This window comes from Luteibacter sp. TLI7-4A, assembly GCF_056754745.1.
In genome coordinates this window covers 315,145-335,780 of sequence record NZ_JBPGWO010000001.1, presented here as the reverse complement: position 1 = coordinate 335,780, position 20,636 = coordinate 315,145, and the positions used below count along the sequence as shown (strand labels likewise).

The following is a 20,636-nucleotide window of genomic DNA, read 5'->3' as shown; positions in this document are numbered from 1 at the left end:
AGGGCCGTTCTGCGGCCCTTTTCTTTTTGACCCGCCGACGTTCATCCATGAAGCCCATACCTCGCCCTTCCATCGCCTGGTGCTTCATGCTGCTCTCGCTGATTCTTGCGTGGTTTGCCTATGCCCCGGGACTTCACGGCGCATTCCTCTTCGATGACGCGGCCAACCTGCCCGCGCTCGGCGCGACCGGCCCCATCGACAATGTCCATGCACTGCTTCGCTACCTGACATCCGGAAGAGCCGACCCGACGGGCCGCCCCCTGTCGCTCGCCAGCTTCCTGATCGACGCGCGAGACTGGCCCGCGGCCCCATATCCGTTCAAACGGACCAATCTGCTTCTTCATCTGCTCAATGGGGCTTTGCTGTTCCTGACGCTTCATGGACTGGGCCTCGCCACGAAACTCGATCGCCGGACGGCGAGTATGGCCGCGGCGATTTCCTCCAGCCTATGGCTGCTGCATCCCTACTTCGTGTCCACCGTTTTGTATATCGTGCAACGCGAAGCGATGTTGCCTGCGACGTTCGCCCTCCTCGGCATCCTTTGCTCATTGCGATCCCGCTCGGCCTATCTTATGGAGCGTCGTCGTGCGGGCATCGCCTGGATCGCGGGTATCGGCATGTGTAGCGGGCTGGCCTTCCTTTGCAAAGCAAACGGCATCCTCGTTCCACTGCTGGTCTTGGTTGCACACGCCGTGCTACCTGCAGAAAAATCAACAGCCATCGCCGCGCATCGCCGCGCGTTATGGATCGCATTGGGTCCAATCGCGGCCGCCACCGTCGCATACCCCTTGTGGGCGGCGTTAGCCTCGATAGGTGCTCCACCCATTCCTATTCGTGGCTGGTCCGTGACGCAGCGCCTTCTGACCGAGCCCTCGATACTGTTCGATTACCTAGCGCAACTATGGCTTGTGAAGCCTACCGATAGTAGCTTGCTGCACGATGGCATCCAGATCGCGACCCGATTTACAAGCCCTTGGTACACGGGGTTGGCTGTGCTGGCCTGGTGCGCAATCAGCGTGATCGCCTGGCGCCAACGCCTGCGCCTTCCCTCCCTGGCACTCGCCGCTCTCTTCTTCCTGTGCGGTCACGTGCTGGAATCCAGTTCGCTCGCCTTGGAGCTGTACTTCGATCACCGTAATTATGTCCCAGCCATGATGATGTTCTGGCCAGTCGGCATCGGTCTGGCACGTTGGAAGTCCAACACGATCCCGTTGATCGGTGGCTTGGCCATGCTGGCTTTATTGGCGGCACTCACATACGCCAACGCAAGCCTATGGGGCCGCCCCCTCGATCAGGCGGTGAGCTGGGCCGAGGCACACCCGGAGTCAGCTCGCGCCCAGGCCTACGCCGCTCAGACTGAAGCGTCCGCCGGCCTCTGGACACGGGCTCGTCACCGCATAGATGCCGCCGAACGGCGATTCACCGACGAGCCCCAGATCGCACTCAACCTGCTCGATATCCATTGCGCCACGGGTGGCATATCTCTCACCGACCTCGCTTACGCAAGGCAATCCTTCGCAACCGCCCAGAGAGAACCCGGCCCCTTGTTGCTCAACTGGTTCGCCACGGCGGTCGACATAGCACGACGAGGCACGTGTCCCCATCTCGACCGGCAGGCCCTCAGCGATCTCCTCGACGCAGCCCAGACCAATCCCAGGATCGATGCCATTCCAGGGCGCCGCCAGGACATCTTGCATGTCCGTGGTCTGCTGGCCCTCGCATGGGAAGAAGCCGATGACGCCCGCGGCCTGTTCGACCGTGCCCTGGCCGAAGCGCCTACACCGGAAGCGGCACTGAGCCAGGCCGCGGCCTTGGGTAGCGCGGGCTTCCCCTCGCAAGGTCTTAGTCATCTGAGGTATTTTTCCACGTTGACTCCCCCGCGAGCCCACACCTGGCGAGATGGCATGCCCTGGATTCACGACCTGGTTCTCGAACAACAACGATACTGGCCGATCGAAATCGAACACCTGCGCGCCACGCTGGCCATGGATGCGCGGAGGCGTGGCACGTGAGGGCGATAACGACGCCCACCAAAGCATGGCTTATCGTCGCCGCCTTCCTCGTACTTACCGTGCTCGTCTACCGGCCGGGACTGGAGGGAGCGTTCCTCTTCGACGACTTCCCAAATATCGTCGACAACCCCGGCGTCAAGCCACCGGATGCTTCCATACCGAGCCTGGTTCGGGTGGCGATATCGTCCCCATCCAGCGAATTCAAACGGCCACTGGCGTCGCTGACATTCGCCGCCAACTACCTGGCTTCCGGAAGCAACCCCTTCTGGATGAAAGTAACGAATCTCCTCATTCACCTCCTGAATGGGTATCTGGTATTCCTTGTCGCAAGAAACATCCTGCGGATCGTGGCAGATCGTGGCGGCAGTACCGACATCAGCCGCAGCGACATCAGCGCCGCCTTGACCGCCGGCGCCTGGCTGCTCCTGCCGATCAACCTCACCGCCGTGCTCTATATCGTCCAGCGCATGGAGAGTCTTGCCAACCTCTTCGTCCTGCTGGGTTTGCTTGGCTACCTGAAATCCAGGTATGTCATGCAGACGCGGCGCACCGCTTCCCTGGTAATCGCAGCGGCGGCATCGCTCATCGTCCCGACCGTGCTAGGAGCGATGGCGAAGGAGACCGCCGTCATGCTGCCCTTGTATGCATTCGTCGCCGAGTGCGTGCTGTTCGGCTCGCAATCCGCCGCGTCCTCGGCGGGAACCGCACGCAAGCCTGACCGGGCTATACATATCCTCTTCGCGATCGTCCTGTGGCTACCCATGGTCCTTGGGCTCGCATGGCTGTTGCCGGGCCTGCTACGCCCTTCGGGATGGTCGACTCGCGACTTCACGATGTCGACGCGCTTGTTGACCGAGGCGCGCGTCATTCTCGACTACGTGGTGTGGACCATCCTTCCGACACCGGAGGGCTTGTCGTTCTATCACGACGACCTCGATGTATCGCGAAACCTCCTGTCGCCATGGACGACCCTGCCCTGCATCCTTGGCATATTGGTCATCGCTGTCGTGGCCTGGCTTGCCCGTCGAAAATTCCCGAACCTCACCCTAGGCTTGGGATTTTACCTCGCTGGCCATGTCCTCACCGGTACAATCCTACCGCTCGAGCTCGTGTACGAACACCGAAACTATTTCGCTAGCTTCGGACTGCTACTCGCCATCGTTCCGCTACTGGCCCAGCCAGCCTTCTTTGCGGCCGATACCGTTTGGGGTCGGCGCATAACGCTCATTGGACCCGCGACGCTATTCGCACTGTTCGCACTATGGATCGGCTTTACTTCGATAACGTCCTATGCTTGGAGCAACCCGCTCCGCCTCTCTCGCGAACTCGCGGAACGCGCGCCCGGATCGCCGCGCGCGCTGTACGAGCTTGGCCGGACCTATATCATCTTTTCCCAATACGACCCAGCATCGCCATTCACCGCTCTTGCCTACGCCCCGCTGGAGAACGCAGCCTCGCTTCCAGACGCTGGAATCCTGCCTGAACAGGCACTCATCTTTTTTAATGCACGCCTGCACCGACCCATCAAGAAAGCTTGGTGGGATTCCATGGAGCGCAAGCTCAAGAACAATAAGGTGACGGTCCAGGACGAGAGCGCGCTTTCCTCGCTGGTCCAATGCGATCGCGCTGGCCAATGCGACTTGCCTCCTGGCGAGCTCACACGTGTCTTCCTCGCCGCCTTGGCGCACCCCTTGCCTAGCGCTCGGCTCATGGCGGTCTATGGCGATTTCGCATGGAACGCCCTCAACGACCGGACATTGGGCAAACGCATGTTGGAAGGCGCTGTCCGCGCCAAGCCGGACGAGCCTGCCTATCGAATCACGCTCATACGCATGCTTATTGCGTCGGGTGAGTTGGAAACCGCTCGCACGGAACGCGCACAACTCGCGGCGCGGAACATCGGCGGCGCGTTGGACGACGAGATAGCCGCGGTAGACAAACTCCTGGACCACTGACGCCATGTCCCGTCGCCATATCGCGAGCAATCTGTTGGCACTGTATGTCGTGCAAGGCATGCAGTACATATTTCCGCTGCTGGTGCTGCCAATCCTTACGCGCGCGATAGGCCTGGAGCGGTACGGAGTACTGTCCTTCTGGCAATCGCTGGCCGCCGTGCTCGTCATGGTCATCGATTATGGATTCGGCTACTCATCGATCCGGGCCATCAACCAGTCGGATTCCCAAGCGCAACGGCAGAGAATTTTCTGGTCCACGACATGGGCGAAACTGATCCTCCTGATGCCCGCAACGGCGATCCTGATATGTATCGCCGTTGCCACTGGACGCGCGGAAGATCCGGACATCATCGTGGCGACGTGGCTCTCCTTGCTCGGTGCCTCACTGTCTCCGGCGTGGTACTTCGTGGCGGTTCGTCGCAACGTTCCCGTCGCCAGCCTCGGCGCGGCCGCTTCGCTGCTGTCGATCGTGGTGATGTTTCTTGCCGTACACGACACCAGCGATTTTCACATCGCGGCGTTCATCCAGTTAGGCATGCCCCTGGTTGCCTCGCTCATGATGCTGGCATACCTCGCGGCTCGCATCTCGCCGGGGCCGCCAGAGAGGGTCCCTGGCGCTGTGAGCCTCCGCTTCAAGGAAGGGCTCCCCCTCTTCATTATGACCATCGGCGCCGGGGCCTATTCGGCGTTCAACCCATTCTTGCTCGGACTGGTCGCTCCCTCCACCCAGGTGGCGGAGTACGCCCTGGGTGAGCGCCTGGCACGTGCAGCGAAGAACGGCGTGGGTCCCATCCTCTCGGCGATGTATCCCTACGCCGCCGAAGGAGAGCGCGGAACGAGCAAGACCCGCGCCTACCTGTTCCGGGCCGGAGTCGCAACCGTCGGGCTCAGTGCGCTGATCGCCGCCGTCCTGGCCCTCTTCGCGCCATTGGCTATCTGGCTCGTGGCCGGACCCGCCTTCCAAGGAGCGATCCTCACGACGCGCCTGCTGTCGATCAACGTCGCGGTGATCACGGCGGGTCACCTGGTCGGCGTACAATATCTGGTCGCCAGGGGAAAAGAGGCGCTAGTCACCACGATCACGGTGGTCTCCGCTCCCATACATATCGTTGCGTTTCTCCTGGCCGGCAGCCACTTCGGCGCCGTCGGCGGCGCTACCGCATACGTGGCGATTGAATGCGTCGTCACGCTTGCGTTTGTAGCCGTCGCTCTGAAGTCGAGGAATTCCCATTGAGACCGCTGTTCATCAAAGATGCGATTGACGAGGCAGCACCGGCATGAGCGTTAGGACATGGCCTACCCGGCTCATCAACAGCGTCCGCAAGTACGGAATGCATGGATTTATCCAGCGCGCGCTCGCTGGAGCGTGGAGAAAGGTTGTCGCATCTTGCCGCCACTGGCGCGACCACCGGGGTGCCTTCGTCCACCTCGGTACGCCAACGGGAGCCGATGTCGGCATCTTCGTCCTGGCGGGCTATAAGCCCGCATTATGGCCATTGACCCTTGAAAGGGTACGTCGGTATGCGCCGAAGGATGCGGACGTCTGCATTACGACTGCCGGAAAGCACCTGCCCGAACTTGCCGCGCTGTGCGCGAAAAACGGATGGACTTACCTGACCACATCCGCAAATAAGACGGGGCTGGTATTGAACAAGGCCATCGAAGCACACCCGAAAGCTTCGCGCTTGTTCAAACTAGACGAGGATATCTTCATAGCTGAAGGCTTCTTTGACGATCTAATGAAGGGATATGACGCCTTGTGCGAAACCGGCTCCTACAGGCCTGGTTTCTGTGCTCCCATGCTCAACGTCAATGGAATTTCATATGCAGGCTTTCTGGAACACCTGAATGCCACGGACGCATATCGCAAAGAATTCAGCGAGATTCGCCAGGCGTGCGATGGAGTACATGCGCACTACGATCCAAAAGCAGCCGAGTGGCTTTGGTTGCGCAGCCTTCCTTTCGACCAGGTAGCAGCCAACATTCGCACGCTGGCTGATCATCCTCCGGCATGTGCGCGACTTATCGGCTCGCGATTCAGTATAGGGGCCATTTATTTTGAACGTACGTTCTGGCAACAGATCGGTGGTTTCGCATCATCGTGGCGGCAGGGAATTCTTGGTGTCGATGAGTCCGATCTCTGCACGGCCTGCGTACTAGCTTCGCGCCCCATGTTCTACTTGAGCCACGTATTTGCTGGACATTTTTCCTTCTATCCGCAGGAGCGCGCGATGTTGGACTTGATACCTCGGCTCGCCTCGATCGATCCGGTTACCTTCGATGCAGCGCGGCAGGGCCAAGCATGAAGATTTGCGCCGTCATAGTGACGTTCAACCGCGCCGTACTCCTGGAAAGATGCATTGAAGCAATGCTTACGCAGACTCGTATACCCGATCGAGTCATGGTTATCGACAATGCGTCCACGGACGATACATCTATTCGCATGCAGGACTTCGCGGCGCGCGAACCGCGAATCGACTACCGCCGGCTCGTCACGAATACAGGAGGCGCGGGTGGATTCTCCGAAGGCATCCGCTTGGCATGTGCCGAAGACTTCGACTGGGTCTGGATTATGGACGACGACGCCGTGCCTCATCCCGACGCACTTAGGTTCCTTACCGAGCAAGCCCACGATCCCGCCCACCTCTACGGGTCGGTAGCAGTGAGGGAAGCGGACACTTCTTGGGTGCTCACACTCGTCGACGAGATCCCCGAACGTGATATCGCACGGGTGGTCGATATTCCAGAAAAAGCGGCCGTTCGCTTCCTCCCCTTTCTTGGCCTCATGGTGCATCGCGATCTCGTCGCCCGTATCGGCCTCCCCGACGCGGGGTATTTCATTGCCGCTGACGATGTCGAATACTGCATGCGCGCGCAACGAGCCGGAGCCAAGGTATATGTGATAGGGAACAGCCGGATCGAGCATCCGCGTGCGGAGATCTACCACGCGCAGATACCCGGACGGCGGCTGGCCTGCCTCCGCCTCTCTCCCTGGAAGCGCTATTACGATACGCGGAACCGCCTGCTGATTGCGCGGGAATACTATGGACTTCGTCTTTACACGCAGACGATTCCCGGCACATTGATTCGCTGGCTCGCTTGCCTGATACACGAGAAGCAGAGGCGACGCCAGACCTGGGCTTTTATCGCTGGGACGATCGACGGCCTACGTGGTCGCAAAGGCGCGCGGCATACTTCCTGGCACATCACGACCTAAATACCTATCGGGCAAGATACATGAACTTCCTCATTGCTGGCGCCGGCTTCGCCGGCTCCGTAGTCGCACGTGAACTAGCGGATGCGGGTCACCGCGTTCATATCATCGATCGACGCCCCCATATCGCCGGCAACGCCTTCGACGAGTACGATGCCCATGGCATCCTGGTCCATCGTTATGGGCCGCATATTTTCCATACCAATGGCGAGCGGATCTTCCAGTACCTCTCGCGCTTCACCGAATGGCGCCCTTACGAACACCGCGTCCTTGGCGTAGTGGACGGCGTGGCTTATCCGTTTCCAATCAATCGCGACACCCTAAACCGCCTATACGATCTTGATCTTGATGAGGAAGGCGCCGCAGCGTACTTCGAACGCGTTCGCGAGCCCCGCGAGCCAGTCGCTACCAGTGAGGACGTGGTACTCAACAGCGTCGGACGCGATCTGTACGAGAAATTCTTCCTTAACTACACGCGCAAGCAGTGGGGCATGGATCCCTCCGAACTGAAGGCGGGCGTTGCCGCTCGCATTCCCGTGCGAACGAACACCGATGATCGATATTTTACGGACACCTTCCAGGCGATGCCCGCCGAAGGCTATACCCGGATGTTCGAGCGCATGCTCGATCATCCATCCATCACGGTGGAACTCGGCGTCGAGTTCGATGAGGCACGCACCCGTATTGCAGCCGACCATATTGTATACACCGGGCCTATCGATGCCTACTTCGGCTATTGCTTTGGCCGTCTCCCTTATCGATCACTGCGTTTCGAACACGAATACCTGCCATCCAACGACCGCTTCCAACCGGTAGGTACCGTCAACTACCCCAATGACCACGCCTTTACCCGGATCACCGAATTCAAACACCTTACTGGCCAGAAAGCCGAAGGAACGTCGATCGTCCGCGAGTATCCACAGGCGGACGGCGATCCCTATTATCCTGTACCTAGCACCGACAACGAGGCGTTGTTCAAACGTTACGAAGTACTGGCCCGTGAGGAATCCAACGTGACATTCGTTGGCAGACTGGCCCAGTATCGTTACTACAACATGGACCAGGTCGTCGGCGCGGCGCTGGCCGCGGCGCGGACGCTGATTGGCTGACCCCCATGCGTATTGCCTTCCTCTGCAAGCGACGTTACATGGGCAAGGATGTCATCGACGACCGTTACGCTCGTCTCTATGAATTTCCGCGTCAGCTCGCACTGCTAGGCCATGACGTATTCGTTGGCAGCATCGGTTACCAGGGACAGGACGATGGCGAATGGGAGCACGATGCGCCGCCAGGACGCTTGCGCCTGTACTCCAGTGGAGTGCGTGCGCCCTGGTTGCCGGCTTTGCTTGCCTATCCAGGAAGGCTTCTGACCAGGCTACGGGCGTTCCAGCCCGACATAGTGATGGGTGCGTCGGATATCCCCAACATCGTCCTGGCGGCGCGGTTGGCTCGGAAACTCGGCGTTCCGTTGGCGGTCGATCTCTACGATAACTTTGAGTCTTTCGGGCAGGCAAAGCTTCCTGGCATGGTCTCCGCTTTACGCCACGCAACACGTTCAGCCGCTCTGGTCACCACCACCAGCCCGGCGCTCGCTGAGTTCGTGCGTGAGCGATATCGTGTTTCCGGAAAGATCATCGCCATGCCCAGCACCATCGACGGCGCGATTTTCCGTCGACGCGACAAGGCGCTCGCCCGAAAGGAACTAGGATTACCCACCAATGCTCGGCTCGTGGGCACGGCGGGAGGTCTTCACCTGAGCAAGGGCATCGGGGAATTGTTCGCCGCATGGGAGGTGCTAAAGGCGGATTCCCGCATTCACCTCGTACTAGCCGGTCCACTCGATGGCAGCGTGACCTTGCCCTCCGGCGACCGTGTACATTATTTGGGCCAGTTGCCGCACGAGCGTGTCGCCTCGCTCTTCAGCGCGCTGGACGTGGCAACCGTTTCCATCCTGGATACCGCTTTCGGTCGCTACTGCTTCCCACAGAAGGCCTACGAAATTCTTGCGACCGGAACGCCTATCGTGGCATCCGATATCGGCGCGATGCACGACTTGCTCGCGGCCTATCCTGCTTCGCTTTATCAACCTGGAAATCCGGCATCCCTGGCGAGTCATGTCGCTTCCTTGCTTGAGCACCCCGTGAAGGTCGATGTCGCCATAGACGACTGGACGACGCTCATTGCCAGGATCGAACCAGATCTGGCGGCCCTCGTCCATCGTTAGCGGCGGACCGCGCAGGCCACGATGCCGTCGCCCAGGTCGTAACGATAGAAGATGCGCTGCACCCAGGTGAACGGCACGAACATGTTTCCGCCAACGACACGCAACACCCGATCGATGATACGTGGCTGTGCCTGCGCGCTGCGAACGCTACGCTGCTCCGGCGACAATCCAGAGAATGTGTCCTCGCGGTCGACGATAAGACGATTGGAAATCCCACGGGTCAGTTCCGTCACAGGCCAACCATAGTTGACGATTCGGATGTCGCCGAAGCCCGTGCTTTCCAGCAGGGCACGCATCTGCGCACGTTCGTAACGCCGCACATGGCCGACCATGGCATCGGACCGGCCAAATTTCCGCTGATGCGCTGGAACCGAAACGATGATCCGCCCACCGGGGCGTAGTTTGCGAACCCACGTCGCAAGCACCGCGACATCGTCTTCGATATGTTCGAGAACCTCGAAAGCCAACAAGTAATCGAACGTCGCATCGGGTAACTCATCGATGGAATCCACGATTCGCATGCGCTCATCATCATGGACGAAGCGCTCGCGCATGATCCGCCGACTACTCTCACCCAAGTCGTGGGCCGTTCCAGAAAACCCCCGCCGGAGGAAGATCGATGACATATGACCGGTGCCGGCCCCCGCTTCCAGAAAGCGGCCAGGAGGCCAGTTCCGGGTCATGTCCGCAATGCAGGCTTCGCGCAATACCAGCTTGGGCTGTTTCTTGGCCATGAGCTCGTCTCAGTACTTACGGTTCAGGTGCCAGCCCCAGGCGGAGTCCACCAGGCTGTCGATATCACTGATTCGCGGACACCAGTCGAGTTCGGATTCCGCAAGCACGTGCCTTGCAACCAGTCGATCCGGATCTCCGGGGCGCCGGGGCAACAGATCGAAAGGTACCTCACGGCCCGTGATACGGCGAACGGCATCGACGATCTGCAATACCGAACAGCCGCGACCGGTGCCGAGATTGAACCGGTGCGCCCCTTCGTGTGATTCGAGATACCTGGCAGCAGCAAGGTGTGCCTGCGCCAGGTCGTTCACATGGACATAATCGCGAACGCAGGTGCCATCCGGCGTCGCATAGTCGTTACCGAATATCTGCAATCTTGTCGAACCTTCGGCGGCACGAAGCACGTTGGGAATGAGATGCGTCTCCGGCTCGTGCGACTCACCAATGCCCCCCGCCGGATCGGCCCCTGCGGCATTGAAATAGCGAAGACTGACGGAGCGCAGTCCGTATGCGTGCGCCGCCTGCTCAAGCAGTCGCTCGACGATCATCTTCGTGCTGCCATACGGATTGATAGGCCGAAGTGGTTGCGATTCATCGATAAGATCAGCGGTCGACATGCCATACACCGCGGCCGATGACGAAAATACGATACGCCCAACATCGCGCCGCCGCATGCTCTCAAGCAAGGCAACGGTTCCGGATACATTGTTTTTATAGTACGCAAGCGGGTTTGCCACGGAATCGCGAACGATCGAAAGCGCGGCAAAATGAAACACCGCGTCGGGATGGAATGACGCCATCGCCGCATCCAACCCGCTCTCGTCCAAAATATCGATGGCGGCAAACCGGGCATTGCCGATCGCCTGGCGATGCCCGGTCGAAAGATTATCGACGACCAGCACATCATGGCCTGCGCGCATCAGCGCCCTTACCATGTGCGAGCCAATGTATCCCGCCCCTCCGCAGACCAGTGCTTTCATCGGGACGTACCATCCATACAGTTCGAAATCAATCGCCCATAGCGCTCCGCCACCACATGCCAGTCGACATGTTCACGGGCCGCCTCACGGGCCCTGGCCGCCACAGCTTCCGCGGCGACAGGATCGGCGAGGCAGCGCAGTATAGACGTGGCCATGGCGCCTGAATCTCGCGGATCCACGCGGTAGGCAGCGGCCCAGGTACCGAGAAGATCGTCCAGACCTGGCACATCGCCAACAATGAATGGGCACCCTGTCGAGATAGCCTCCATCAGCGCGACTGGCAGGCCCTCCTGGTCTCCCGACGCATCTTGCACGAACGGCGCGACGAATACGGCTGCCCGACGGTACAGATCGGGTAACGCGCTTTGCTCCAGCGGGCCAGCGAAGACAACCTGCCCACGGATATTCAGTTCTTCCGCGTGTCTCTGCAAAGCCTCAAGCTCTGGACCGAATCCAACGATGCGCAGGCGGACGTCCGGACGGGCCGCGAGAATCGCGGGCATCGCGTCGAGCAAATGCACCAAGCCCTTCTTCGCAACCAGACGACCGACGAACAATAGTTCTGACGCGGAACGTTCCATGCCCGGGAGGGGCAAAAAACGTCCATCGAGATCGACTCCCATAGGAATCGTCTCCAGGCGGTTCACAGGAAGCTCCAACCGCATCACTTCGTCCCGCATCGCGCCGCTTACCACGCTCATGGCGGCCGCACGTCTTGCCACCCAGCGCTTGATCATCGTGAAGACAGGCTGACGGAAGCCGAACAAGTCGCCGCCATGTGAGGTCACGACATAGGGTATGCCCCGCCCAGCCATGGAGCGCGCCACGATACCGGGGGATATCAACCAGTGCGCATGGATGACATGGATTTCCCTGGTGCGTATCAAGCGACGCACAGCGACGTATTGCATGACGACAAAACTCGGAACGAGTAGCCATTTCCAGGCGGCACGGCGAAGATTGCTGGCTATGCCGCCATCGTTCACCAAGGTCTGGAGGCGCCTGGGCGCATAGCGATATCGGATCACTTCCACGCCGTCGAGCAATCCCGAAGGATCGGCATTGGGAGCATCGGGTACCACAGCCACCACATCGAACGTCGCCGCAAGGCGGCGGCAGAGTTCGTGCACGAAGCCAGGCTCGTGATCGTTGGCCCAACGCGGATACGTGGACGCCAATACCAAGACGGTACGCTTACCGTGCGACAGCAGCGAATCTTCCGAAGCCATATCGATCAATTGGTGTGCCGATAGGTCAACGCTGTGATCTGCTCGGAAATCAAGCCGATCAGAAACACGATGACACCAGCACTCCACAGGAGCGTACTTCCGTTGGTAAGACGTCCGTACGAAAAGAAAGTAAATGCGTAATTGAAGCAGCCAAGCACAAAGAACGCAGCACTGACCGGTACGAACAACTTCAGCGGCGAGTAGAGTGTAGCGATCTTGAATATGATCAACAGAAAGCGCAATCCATCCTTCAGGGGCTTGATGTGGCTTTTGCCAACACGCTGAGCAGCCTTGATGGGCTCGTATGCCACGCCATAGGCGCTGCGGAAGAACGCCATGGTGGAGGTTGTCGGATACGAGAATCCGTTCGGCAGCAAATGAAGGAATTCACGGAAGCGATCCGCGCGGACCACACGGAAGCCGGAAGTAAGGTCGGCCACCACCTGTCCGGTCATCTTGCTGGCCAGCCAATTGTAGAACGTGTTGGCAACGCCTCGCCCTACGCCCGCCTGGCTCTCCCAGTCGCGGGCTCCGACGACCATGTCATAACCTTGTTCGAGGCGGGCGATCAGGCGCTCGATGTCAGCGGGATCGTGCTGACCATCACCGTCCATGAAGACGAGTATGTCTCCTCCGGCTGCGCGCGCCCCGCGCTTGATGGCTGCGCCATTGCCCATCGAATAGGGTGAGGAAATGCAGGTCACGCCTATTTGCGCGCAGACCGTCCGGGTTTCGTCAGTCGATCCGTCATCCATGACGAGAACCTCCGCATGCGGATGCGATGCCCGTATGCGTGGCAGAAGCGTGCCCAGGGCTGAGGCTTCGTTTTTCGCTGGAATGATGATGCTTACACGGCTCAACAGAAACTCCCGGTCATGGTTGGCTCACGTCGTCATGGTGTCTTCTCCCAGCCCACCCACGCGCCAGCAACGCAGCCGCCAGAGCATGGGTGAACGAGAGGCGGTCTTTCACGTCAAGATGGGATCCGTCGGGACACTGGAATGCCGCTAACGCCGGCACATCCGAGAAATAAAGCCCTTTATGTCCCGCAAGGGACAATAGTCGATTCCAGAATAGACCCCGGGGGAAACGGATCTCGTCCGCCTCCTTCACCAGTCCCGTCTTTGGAAACATCACGAACACCACGCTACCGCCGCGGGCTTCGATCCTCGAAACCATTCGGCCGACAGCCCGTGCATTGTCCTCGAAATCGGTCAGCGGTGCCCGTGGCAAAGCTTTTATACGTGCTCCAAGCACCGCTTCGAAGGCAGCGGGATCGTTCCCGATGGGCTGTTCGTCAAGACCTGCGTTACGCATGGCACGACTGAAATAGAACGCGGGCATGGGTACAAGACTGTAATCCGCCTCACGCTCCCGGGACGGCAGTGTCACCAGGTATTGCGGCACCGCCCGGGGTGCGAGGGTGCGATGCGCCAGAGCCGCGAAGGGCCCCGCGCCATCCGCATACGACCTCATGAATCGTTGACGGATGGCGGCGAGTGCCGATTCCGAACTCGCAAACCCGAACGAGGTCGGGCGCCGGCTCGCCTGTATCCAGTGATCCACATATGACAATGCGGGCGCCTCGTGGTCGCGCCACACCAGATTAGCGTCCTGATAATCAACGAGTACGGTACCCGTTACTTGTTCGTCGGCGGCAAGATCAGCCAATACGGGAACGAAGGAGCTTCCGTCGATAGCGAGCTGTACCGGAGTCTTTCCAGTATCGCGACCCAAGGCGGCGAGGTCGATATCGAGTTGCGCTCTGGAAGCCCCCACGAGGATGAGCGCGCGCTGGCCGAGCGACCTGGCGCGATCACGCTCCTTTCCCCAACGTTCCGCGGAGTCCACGACGGTAGGCTTGAACCCGCGTCGTGCCAGCGTCCATTCCATACCGCCAACCACGAGGATCAGCAATCCAATAGAAACCACGAAAGGCAAGAGCCAACGCCCCTGCGGCGTATCTCTGCGCGTCAGATTGATATCAGAATTGGAAATAGATGAACGCACGGTCGTCTCCTCCGGAGGCGAGGAACACCCCGATCATGCAACATCCCGCAATCGCCGCACGAGCGCCTTCGGACCAGGTCGACGCTATTTGTTCCCACGTGGCATCGCGCACCCGCCACTGCCAGGCCACCGCCACCGCGACGATGACCAACGCCATCCATCCCTCCGCAGACGCGGCGCCGGGCCGCAAGACAGAGGACAGAAGCTGGACGCACGTCGCCGCATCGGGTGCCCTGAATGGTATCCACGCGAGACAGACACAGAGAAAGGTCACGACGGTGAGGACCGTGTCTGAACCTCGCGAGGCAAACCAGTTGGGCCACCTTGTCCTCGCGATGCGCTCCAGGACGAGGAACCCGCCATGAAGCGCCCCCCACGCGACAAACATCCAGGAAGCCCCATGCCAGAGACCACCCAGGAGCATGGTGACCATCAGGTTACGGCAAGTCGCCCATTCACCACCGCGATTCCCCCCCAAAGGGATATACAGATAATCGCGGAGCCAGGTCGACAGGGAGATGTGCCAGCGTCGCCAGAAATCAGAGAAGCCGCGGGCTGCGTAGGGAAATCGAAAGTTGTCGGGAAACGCGAATCCAAAACATAAGGCCAGGCCGATAGCGCACAGCGAGTAACCACCGAAGTCGAAATAGATCTGGCCAGCAAATCCGGCGATACCCGCAACGGCTTCCATCCCGGGATGGTTGAGCGGCGAACCGAATACTTCATCGACAACGGGCGCAAGCAATGCGTCCGCCAGTACGCTCTTGCAGAATAATCCGATCATCACAAGGGTGAGCCCCCATCCGATCTGATCCAGGCGTAGCTCCCTGGGCAAGGCGATCTGTGGCAGGAGCGCCTTTGCCCGCACGATCGGGCCAGCCACCAGATGCGGAAAAAAGGCCACGAAAAGCGCGTAATCCAGCAAAGGTGTATCTGCCTCGATCTCGCGCCGATACACGTCTATCGTGTAAGACAGCGACGCGAACGTATAGAACGAGATGCCGACCGGCAAAACGATGTCCCAACCAGGCGGTCGATAGGCGATTCCTGCGAGCGCGAGTAGTGCTTGAGAGTTCTGCAGGGCGAAGTCGCCATACTTGAAGAATCCAAGCAATGACAGGTTGGCAACCAGGCTGACGATCAGGAGTGTCCGCCGACGACCACCACGGCTCTCTCGCCAGATGAGGCGGGCCAGCCACCAATCCAGAGCCGTCGAGAACATCAGGATCAGCAGGTAGGGTGGGTTCCAGGCAGCGTAAAAGATATAACTCGCGACAAGCAGCATCGCCTTCCGAGCCGGCCATGACTTGAGCGACAGAAAAATGAGAAAAACGACCCCAAAGAACACGAGGAAGCTCAAGGAATTGAATAGCACGCAGGGTCCCCGGATTCAGCCCGCCGCCTCTGAAGGCCAGCTCTTCGCGGCCTCTTGGAAGGACTCGCGCCGCTGAATCCTACCGGAATTCACGCCCTTCACGAGAGTGCGGCTCTGTTTCCCCCGGCGCTGGCGTGACCAATGCCACATTCTGGAGTAGATTCAGCCGCGTATCTCGGGGAAACGGGTCCTTCATGGCTTCACAAATGCATACGCCGATCCTGGCGGGTCTTACCGGCATGGCACGCCGCCTCGTCACCGAGAACGTGCTGCCCGAAGCCGACGTGCGCAAGGCCGTGCAGGATGCCGCGGACAAGCGCGTCTCGCTCTCCGCCTGGTTGGTCGACCACAACCTCGTCGACAGCCCGAAGCTGTCCCAGGTGGCCTCGGCCGAATTCGGCATGCCCCTGATGGACATCGGCGGCATGGCCCCCGCCAACATGCCCCTGGACCTCGTCACCGAGGCCCTGATCACCAAGCACCAGGCCCTGCCCCTGTTCAAGCGCGGCAAGCGCCTGTTCGTGGGCATCGCCGATCCGATGCAGTCCCACGCGCTGGACGAGATCAAGTTCCACTCGAACCACATGGTCGAGCCGGTGCTGGTCGAGCGCGGCCAGCTGCGCCGGATCATCGATACCGCCCTTTCGGCCATGAGTGCCAATGTCCCCGGTTTCGCGGACGGAGGGCTGGACGAGCTGGTCCTGGAGTCCGGCGACGACGAGGGCGAGGGCACCACCGGCATCGATGCCAACGCCAATGACGACGCCCCCGTCGTCAAGTTCGTCAACAAGATCCTGGTCGACGCCATCAAGCGCGGCGCCTCCGACATCCACTTCGAGCCCTTCGAGGCGGTCTATCGCGTCCGCCTGCGCATGGACGGCATCCTGCGCGTGGTCGCCACCGCCCCGATCAAGTTGGGCAACCGTATCGCCTCGCGCCTGAAGGTCATGAGCGGCCTGGACATCGCCGAGCGCCGCGTCCCGCAGGACGGCCGCATCAAGCTCAACCTGACCAAGACCCGTGCCATCGACTTCCGCGTCAGCACCCTGCCGACCTTGTTCGGCGAGAAGATCGTGCTGCGTATCCTGGACGGCTCCTCGGCCAAGCTGGGCATCGACAAGCTCGGCTACGAGGACTTCCAGAAGAAGCTGTATCTGGACGCGATCGAAAAACCTTACGGCATGGTCCTGGTGACCGGTCCGACCGGCTCAGGTAAAACCGTATCGCTGTACACCGCCCTGAACATCCTCAACACCGAGGGCCGCAACATCTCCACGGTGGAAGACCCGGTGGAAATCCGCGTCGAAGGCATCAACCAGGTCCAGCAGAACACCAAGCGCGGCATGACCTTCGCCGCGGCGTTGCGCTCCTTCCTGCGCCAGGATCCGGACGTGATCATGGTCGGCGAAATCCGCGACCTGGAGACCGCCGAGATCGCGATCAAGGCGGCCCAGACCGGCCATATGGTGCTCTCCACCCTGCACACCAACGATGCCCCGCAGACGATCGCTCGCCTGATGAACATGGGCATCGCGCCCTACAACATCACCTCGTCGGTCACCCTGATCATCGCCCAGCGCCTGGCGCGGCGCCTTCACGACTGCAAGCGGGCCATCCAGCTGCCTGCCGCGGCCCTCCTGGCGGAAGGTTTCACGCAGGAAGAAGTCGACCAGGGCATCACCATCTACGAGGCCGTTGGCTGCGACAGCTGCAACGAGGGTTACAAAGGCCGCGTGGGCATTTACCAGGTCATGCCCATGGCCGAGGAAATCCAGAAAATCGTCCTGGAGGGCGGCAACGCCATGCAGATCGCCGAGGCTGCCCGTATGGCGGGCATCAACGACCTGCGCGCTTCGGCCCTGCTCAAGGTAAGGAACGGCGTCACCAGCCTGGCCGAGATCAACCGCGTCACCAAGGACTGATCCGGGTCTCGACACCGCCTGCGACACGTGAAGATGTGCGCCAGGCGGCAGAAAGGGACGCGGCCTAGCGGTCACACTAGAATAAGAACAGGGGCCGGCCCGGACGGGGCGGCCTACTGAAGCATCAATCCGGGGGGAACACCGCGTCATGGCTACCGCCACCGCCACGAAGAACGCACGCGCCATTGGCGTCGCGCGCGCCGAAGTCAACAAGCTGGTCATGTACGAATGGGTCGCCCTGGACAAGCGCGGCAAGCGCATGAAGGGGGAGATGCAGGCCAAGAATGCCGCCCTGGTCAAAGCGGAATTGCGCCGCCAGGGAATGAACCCGCAGACCGTACGCGAAAGGGCCAAGCCCCTGTTCGGAGCATCCGGAAGTTCGGTCAAGCCCCGGGACGTGGCGATCTTCAGCCGTCAGATCGCCACCATGATGGCCTCGGGCGTACCCATGGTGCAGGCCTTCGACATCATCGCGAACGGCCAGAAGAATGTCCGCTTCAAGAACATGCTGAACGATGTGAAGAACGGCATCGAAGGCGGCGCCTCCCTGCACGAAGCCCTCGCGCAGTACCCGGTGCAGTTCGACGAGCTGTACCGGAACCTGGTGCACGCCGGCGAATCGGCGGGTGTGCTCGACACGGTGCTCGATACGGTGGCGACCTACAAAGAGCGCATGGAAAGCATCAAGTCCAAGATCAAGAAGGCACTCTTCTACCCGATCATGGTGCTCGTGGTCGCGCTTCTGGTTTCGATGATCCTGTTGCTCTTCGTGGTGCCTGTCTTCCAGCAGACCTTCGCGGAAGCCAAGGCCGAACTGCCCGCCCCGACCCAGTTCGTCGTGGCCGCTTCGAAGTTCATGCAGTCGTACTGGTGGGTCGTGATCGGCAGCATCGTCGGCTCGGTCGCCGCATTGATCTTCTTCAAGAAACGATCGCAGAAATTCGCGCATTTTCTCGACCGCGTTTCACTGCGTATCCCCGTGATCGGCGACCTCCTGCATAAATCCGCCATAGCCCGCTTTGCCCGCACCCTCGGCGTGACCTTCCATGCAGGCGTCCCGCTGGTGGAGGCCCTGGACGCGGTTGCGGGGGCGACCGGCAGCATCGTCTACGGCGAGGCCGTGAAGCAGATGCGTGACGACATCGCCGTAGGCCATCAGCTTCAGTTGTCCATGCGACAGACCAACCTGTTCCCCAACATGGTGGTACAGATGACGGCCATCGGCGAGGAATCCGGCTCACTGGATTCCATGCTGTTCAAGGTGGCCGAGTTCTACGAGGAAGAGGTCAACACGGCGGTGGATACGCTGAGCAGCCTGCTCGAGCCGTTCATCATGATCATTCTCGGCGTACTCGTCGGCGGCATGGTCATCTCCCTCTACCTCCCCATCTTCAAGCTCGCCGGCACCGTCTGACCCCGATCGTTCAGGCAAGGCACAATACGAACCCTTCGTCCTCGCGGGCGAGGGGTTTTTCTTAACCCACGGCCGAGCCCATGCCCGACTTACCCATCGCCCTCTGGATCACCTTCGCCGCCGTCTTCGGCCTGCTCGTGGGCAGCTTCCTCAACGTGGTCATCCTGCGCACGCCGCCGCGCATGGAGTGGGAGTGGCGCAAGCAGGCGCGGGACGTCCTGGCGCTCGATCCAGTCGACGAACCCAAGCCGCCGGGCATCGCGCTCGAAGCCTCGCACTGCCCGCAGTGCAAGCATCGCCTCGCCGCCCACGACAACATCCCCCTGTTCGGCTGGTTGTTCCTGCGTGGGCGCTGCCGCTATTGCGGTACGAAGATCTCGGCGCAGTACCCGCTGGTGGAACTCTTCACGGGAGTCGCCAGCGCCCTGGTGGTCTGGCACTTCGGACCGACGCCGGCCGCCCTCGCCGGCCTGCTGTTCACCTTCTTCCTCATCGCCCTGTCCGGCATCGACGTCCGTACCCAACTGTTGCCGGACGAACTGACCTATCCCCTGCTCTGGATCGGCCTCGGGCTCACCCTGATCCCGGCGTGGCAGCCGCTGCCCGTGGAACCCTCGTCGGCGATCCTTGGCGCGTTGATCGGATACCTCAGCCTGTGGAGCGTGTACTGGCTGTTCAAGCTGCTCACCGGCAAGGAAGGCATGGGCCACGGCGATTTCAAGCTGCTGGCCGCGCTGGGCGCGTGGATGGGCCCGGTGTCGCTGCTACCGGTCATCATGCTGTCCTCGCTGATCGGCGCCCTGGTCGGCGGCGGCCTCATGCTGTTCCGCAACCATCAGCGCGACGTGCCGATCCCCTTCGGCCCGTATATCGCCGCGGCGGGCTGGGTCTGGTTCCTGGCGGGCGATCGGCTGCTCGCCGCCTACGTGCGCTTCACCGGCCTGCAATGAGCGGCTTCGTCGTCGCGCTGACCGGCGGTATCGCCTCGGGCAAGAGCGCCGTGGAACGGCGTTTCGAGGCACGCGGCATCCATGCCTACGACGCCGACGTGGCGGCGCGGGCGGTGGTCGAGCCCGGTTCCGAGGCGTTGGCCGAAGTGGCGCGGACGTTCGGTTCGGGGGCGCTGGACGCCGAAGGAAGACTCGACCGCGCGGCGATGCGCCAGCGCGTCTTCGACGATCCTTCCGCACGCGCGACGTTGGAAGGCATCCTTCACCCACGCATCCGCACCTGGCTGCGCGATGCCGTGGCGGCCGATCGCGGGCCGTACTGCATCCTCTCGATCCCCCTGCTCGTGGAGAACCGCGAGCACTACGCGTGGGTGGATCGCGTGCTGGTGGTGGATGCGCCCGAGGACGTGCAGGTCGAGCGGCTGACCCGCCGCGATGGCATCGACGCCAGCCTCGCCACGAAAATGATCCAGGCGCAGGCGTCCCGCGAGCGACGCCTGGCCATCGCCGACGACGTGATCGTCAACGATGGCGATGAAGCGGCGCTGGACGCGAAGGTGGCGGCGCTGGACCGGCGTTACCGCGAACTGGCCGCCTGACCCCGCGCCCCCGTCCG

17 protein-coding genes are annotated in these 20,636 nt (G+C 61.0%); 11 read left to right on the top strand and 6 right to left on the bottom strand.

Features of this window, described 5'->3' with window-relative positions:
* Positions 1–86 precede the first annotated feature (86 nt).
* The 7 genes from ACR9Y6_RS01570 (at position 87) to ACR9Y6_RS01540 (ending at position 9,405) form a co-directional block, all read left to right on the top strand.
* Positions 87–2,012: a tetratricopeptide repeat protein gene (locus ACR9Y6_RS01570; protein ID WP_481279691.1), complete on the top strand. Its 1,926-nt coding sequence runs from the start codon at positions 87–89 to the stop codon at positions 2,010–2,012.
* The gene (locus ACR9Y6_RS01565) at positions 2,009–3,967 is read left to right on the top strand and encodes a hypothetical protein (RefSeq protein ID WP_481279690.1); all 1,959 of its coding nucleotides are present in this window, start codon (positions 2,009–2,011) and stop codon (positions 3,965–3,967) included. The genes ACR9Y6_RS01570 and ACR9Y6_RS01565 overlap by 4 nt, the downstream gene beginning before the upstream one ends.
* A 4-nt stretch (positions 3,968–3,971) precedes the next feature.
* On the top strand, positions 3,972–5,201 hold the full coding sequence (locus ACR9Y6_RS01560; RefSeq protein WP_481279689.1) for an oligosaccharide flippase family protein: 1,230 nt from the start codon (positions 3,972–3,974) through the stop codon (positions 5,199–5,201).
* A 97-nt stretch (positions 5,202–5,298) separates the two neighbouring features.
* Positions 5,299–6,273 (top strand): hypothetical protein, encoded by a 975-nt coding sequence (locus ACR9Y6_RS01555; RefSeq protein ID WP_481279688.1) that lies wholly within the window; start codon positions 5,299–5,301, stop codon positions 6,271–6,273.
* Positions 6,270–7,184, top strand: coding sequence for a glycosyltransferase family 2 protein (locus ACR9Y6_RS01550; RefSeq protein WP_481279687.1), 915 nt, complete (start codon positions 6,270–6,272; stop codon positions 7,182–7,184). The genes ACR9Y6_RS01555 and ACR9Y6_RS01550 overlap by 4 nt, the downstream gene beginning before the upstream one ends.
* Before the next feature lie 20 nt (positions 7,185–7,204).
* The gene (gene glf / locus ACR9Y6_RS01545; protein WP_481279686.1) at positions 7,205–8,290 is read left to right on the top strand and encodes a UDP-galactopyranose mutase; all 1,086 of its coding nucleotides are present in this window, start codon (positions 7,205–7,207) and stop codon (positions 8,288–8,290) included.
* A gap of 5 nt (positions 8,291–8,295) precedes the next feature.
* Positions 8,296–9,405 carry a glycosyltransferase gene (locus tag ACR9Y6_RS01540; RefSeq protein WP_481279685.1) on the top strand — a complete coding sequence of 370 codons (1,110 nt, stop codon included), beginning with the start codon at positions 8,296–8,298 and terminating at the stop codon, positions 9,403–9,405.
* Here the strand turns inward: ACR9Y6_RS01540 and ACR9Y6_RS01535 are convergent.
* Genes ACR9Y6_RS01535 through ACR9Y6_RS01510 form a run of 6 tightly spaced genes read right to left on the bottom strand, consistent with a single transcriptional unit; the run spans position 9,402 to position 15,734 of the window.
* Positions 9,402–10,139 carry a class I SAM-dependent methyltransferase gene (locus ACR9Y6_RS01535; protein ID WP_481279684.1) on the bottom strand — a complete coding sequence of 246 codons (738 nt, stop codon included), beginning with the start codon at positions 10,137–10,139 and terminating at the stop codon, positions 9,402–9,404. The two genes, ACR9Y6_RS01540 and ACR9Y6_RS01535, sit on opposite strands and share 4 nt — an antisense overlap.
* Positions 10,140–10,148: 9 nt before the next feature.
* Positions 10,149–11,120, bottom strand: a complete 972-nt coding sequence (gene galE, locus ACR9Y6_RS01530; protein WP_481279683.1) for a UDP-glucose 4-epimerase GalE — start codon at positions 11,118–11,120, stop codon at positions 10,149–10,151.
* Entirely contained in the window at positions 11,117–12,349 is a 1,233-nt protein-coding gene (locus ACR9Y6_RS01525; RefSeq protein WP_481279682.1) for a glycosyltransferase, read from the bottom strand. The genes galE and ACR9Y6_RS01525 overlap by 4 nt, the downstream gene beginning before the upstream one ends.
* A 5-nt stretch (positions 12,350–12,354) precedes the next feature.
* On the bottom strand, positions 12,355–13,209 hold the full coding sequence (locus tag ACR9Y6_RS01520; RefSeq protein WP_481279681.1) for a glycosyltransferase family 2 protein: 855 nt from the start codon (positions 13,207–13,209) through the stop codon (positions 12,355–12,357).
* A 13-nt stretch (positions 13,210–13,222) separates the two neighbouring features.
* Positions 13,223–14,359 carry a hypothetical protein gene (locus ACR9Y6_RS01515; RefSeq protein ID WP_481279680.1) on the bottom strand — a complete coding sequence of 379 codons (1,137 nt, stop codon included), beginning with the start codon at positions 14,357–14,359 and terminating at the stop codon, positions 13,223–13,225.
* A complete protein-coding gene (locus ACR9Y6_RS01510) occupies positions 14,334–15,734 on the bottom strand; it encodes an MBOAT family O-acyltransferase (RefSeq protein WP_481279679.1) in 1,401 nt (466 codons plus the stop codon). The genes ACR9Y6_RS01515 and ACR9Y6_RS01510 overlap by 26 nt, the downstream gene beginning before the upstream one ends.
* Positions 15,735–15,928: 194 nt before the next feature.
* Here ACR9Y6_RS01510 and pilB point away from each other — a divergent pair, with 194 nt between their 5' ends.
* The 4 genes from pilB to coaE all read left to right on the top strand — a co-directional run bounded on the left by pilB (position 15,929) and on the right by coaE (position 20,619).
* A complete protein-coding gene (pilB, locus tag ACR9Y6_RS01505; protein ID WP_481279678.1) occupies positions 15,929–17,656 on the top strand; it encodes a type IV-A pilus assembly ATPase PilB in 1,728 nt (575 codons plus the stop codon).
* A gap of 148 nt (positions 17,657–17,804) precedes the next feature.
* Positions 17,805–19,070, top strand: a complete 1,266-nt coding sequence (locus tag ACR9Y6_RS01500; protein ID WP_306850204.1) for a type II secretion system F family protein — start codon at positions 17,805–17,807, stop codon at positions 19,068–19,070.
* An 80-nt stretch (positions 19,071–19,150) separates the two neighbouring features.
* Positions 19,151–20,020, top strand: a complete 870-nt coding sequence (locus ACR9Y6_RS01495) for a prepilin peptidase (protein WP_481279677.1) — start codon at positions 19,151–19,153, stop codon at positions 20,018–20,020.
* The gene (gene coaE / locus ACR9Y6_RS01490; protein WP_481279676.1) at positions 20,017–20,619 is read left to right on the top strand and encodes a dephospho-CoA kinase; all 603 of its coding nucleotides are present in this window, start codon (positions 20,017–20,019) and stop codon (positions 20,617–20,619) included. The genes ACR9Y6_RS01495 and coaE overlap by 4 nt, the downstream gene beginning before the upstream one ends.
* Positions 20,620–20,636 lie beyond the last annotated feature (17 nt).

Excerpts from the sequence above, each read along its gene's own strand:
- pilB (WP_481279678.1), top strand. The coding sequence starts at position 15,929 with ATGGCTTCACAAATGCATACGCCGATCCTGGCGGGTCTTACCGGCATG.
- ACR9Y6_RS01550 (WP_481279687.1), top strand. The coding sequence starts at position 6,270 with ATGAAGATTTGCGCCGTCATAGTGACGTTCAACCGCGCCGTACTCCTG.
- ACR9Y6_RS01560 (WP_481279689.1), top strand. The coding sequence starts at position 3,972 with ATGTCCCGTCGCCATATCGCGAGCAATCTGTTGGCACTGTATGTCGTG.
- ACR9Y6_RS01525 (WP_481279682.1), bottom strand. The coding sequence starts at position 12,349 with ATGGCTTCGGAAGATTCGCTGCTGTCGCACGGTAAGCGTACCGTCTTG.
- ACR9Y6_RS01500 (WP_306850204.1), top strand. The coding sequence starts at position 17,805 with ATGGCTACCGCCACCGCCACGAAGAACGCACGCGCCATTGGCGTCGCG.
- glf (WP_481279686.1), top strand. The coding sequence starts at position 7,205 with ATGAACTTCCTCATTGCTGGCGCCGGCTTCGCCGGCTCCGTAGTCGCA.
- ACR9Y6_RS01495 (WP_481279677.1), top strand. The coding sequence starts at position 19,151 with ATGCCCGACTTACCCATCGCCCTCTGGATCACCTTCGCCGCCGTCTTC.
- ACR9Y6_RS01540 (WP_481279685.1), top strand. The coding sequence starts at position 8,296 with ATGCGTATTGCCTTCCTCTGCAAGCGACGTTACATGGGCAAGGATGTC.
- coaE (WP_481279676.1), top strand. The coding sequence starts at position 20,017 with ATGAGCGGCTTCGTCGTCGCGCTGACCGGCGGTATCGCCTCGGGCAAG.
- ACR9Y6_RS01535 (WP_481279684.1), bottom strand. The coding sequence starts at position 10,139 with ATGGCCAAGAAACAGCCCAAGCTGGTATTGCGCGAAGCCTGCATTGCG.
- galE (WP_481279683.1), bottom strand. The coding sequence starts at position 11,120 with ATGAAAGCACTGGTCTGCGGAGGGGCGGGATACATTGGCTCGCACATG.
- ACR9Y6_RS01570 (WP_481279691.1), top strand. The coding sequence starts at position 87 with ATGCTGCTCTCGCTGATTCTTGCGTGGTTTGCCTATGCCCCGGGACTT.
- ACR9Y6_RS01555 (WP_481279688.1), top strand. The coding sequence starts at position 5,299 with ATGCATGGATTTATCCAGCGCGCGCTCGCTGGAGCGTGGAGAAAGGTT.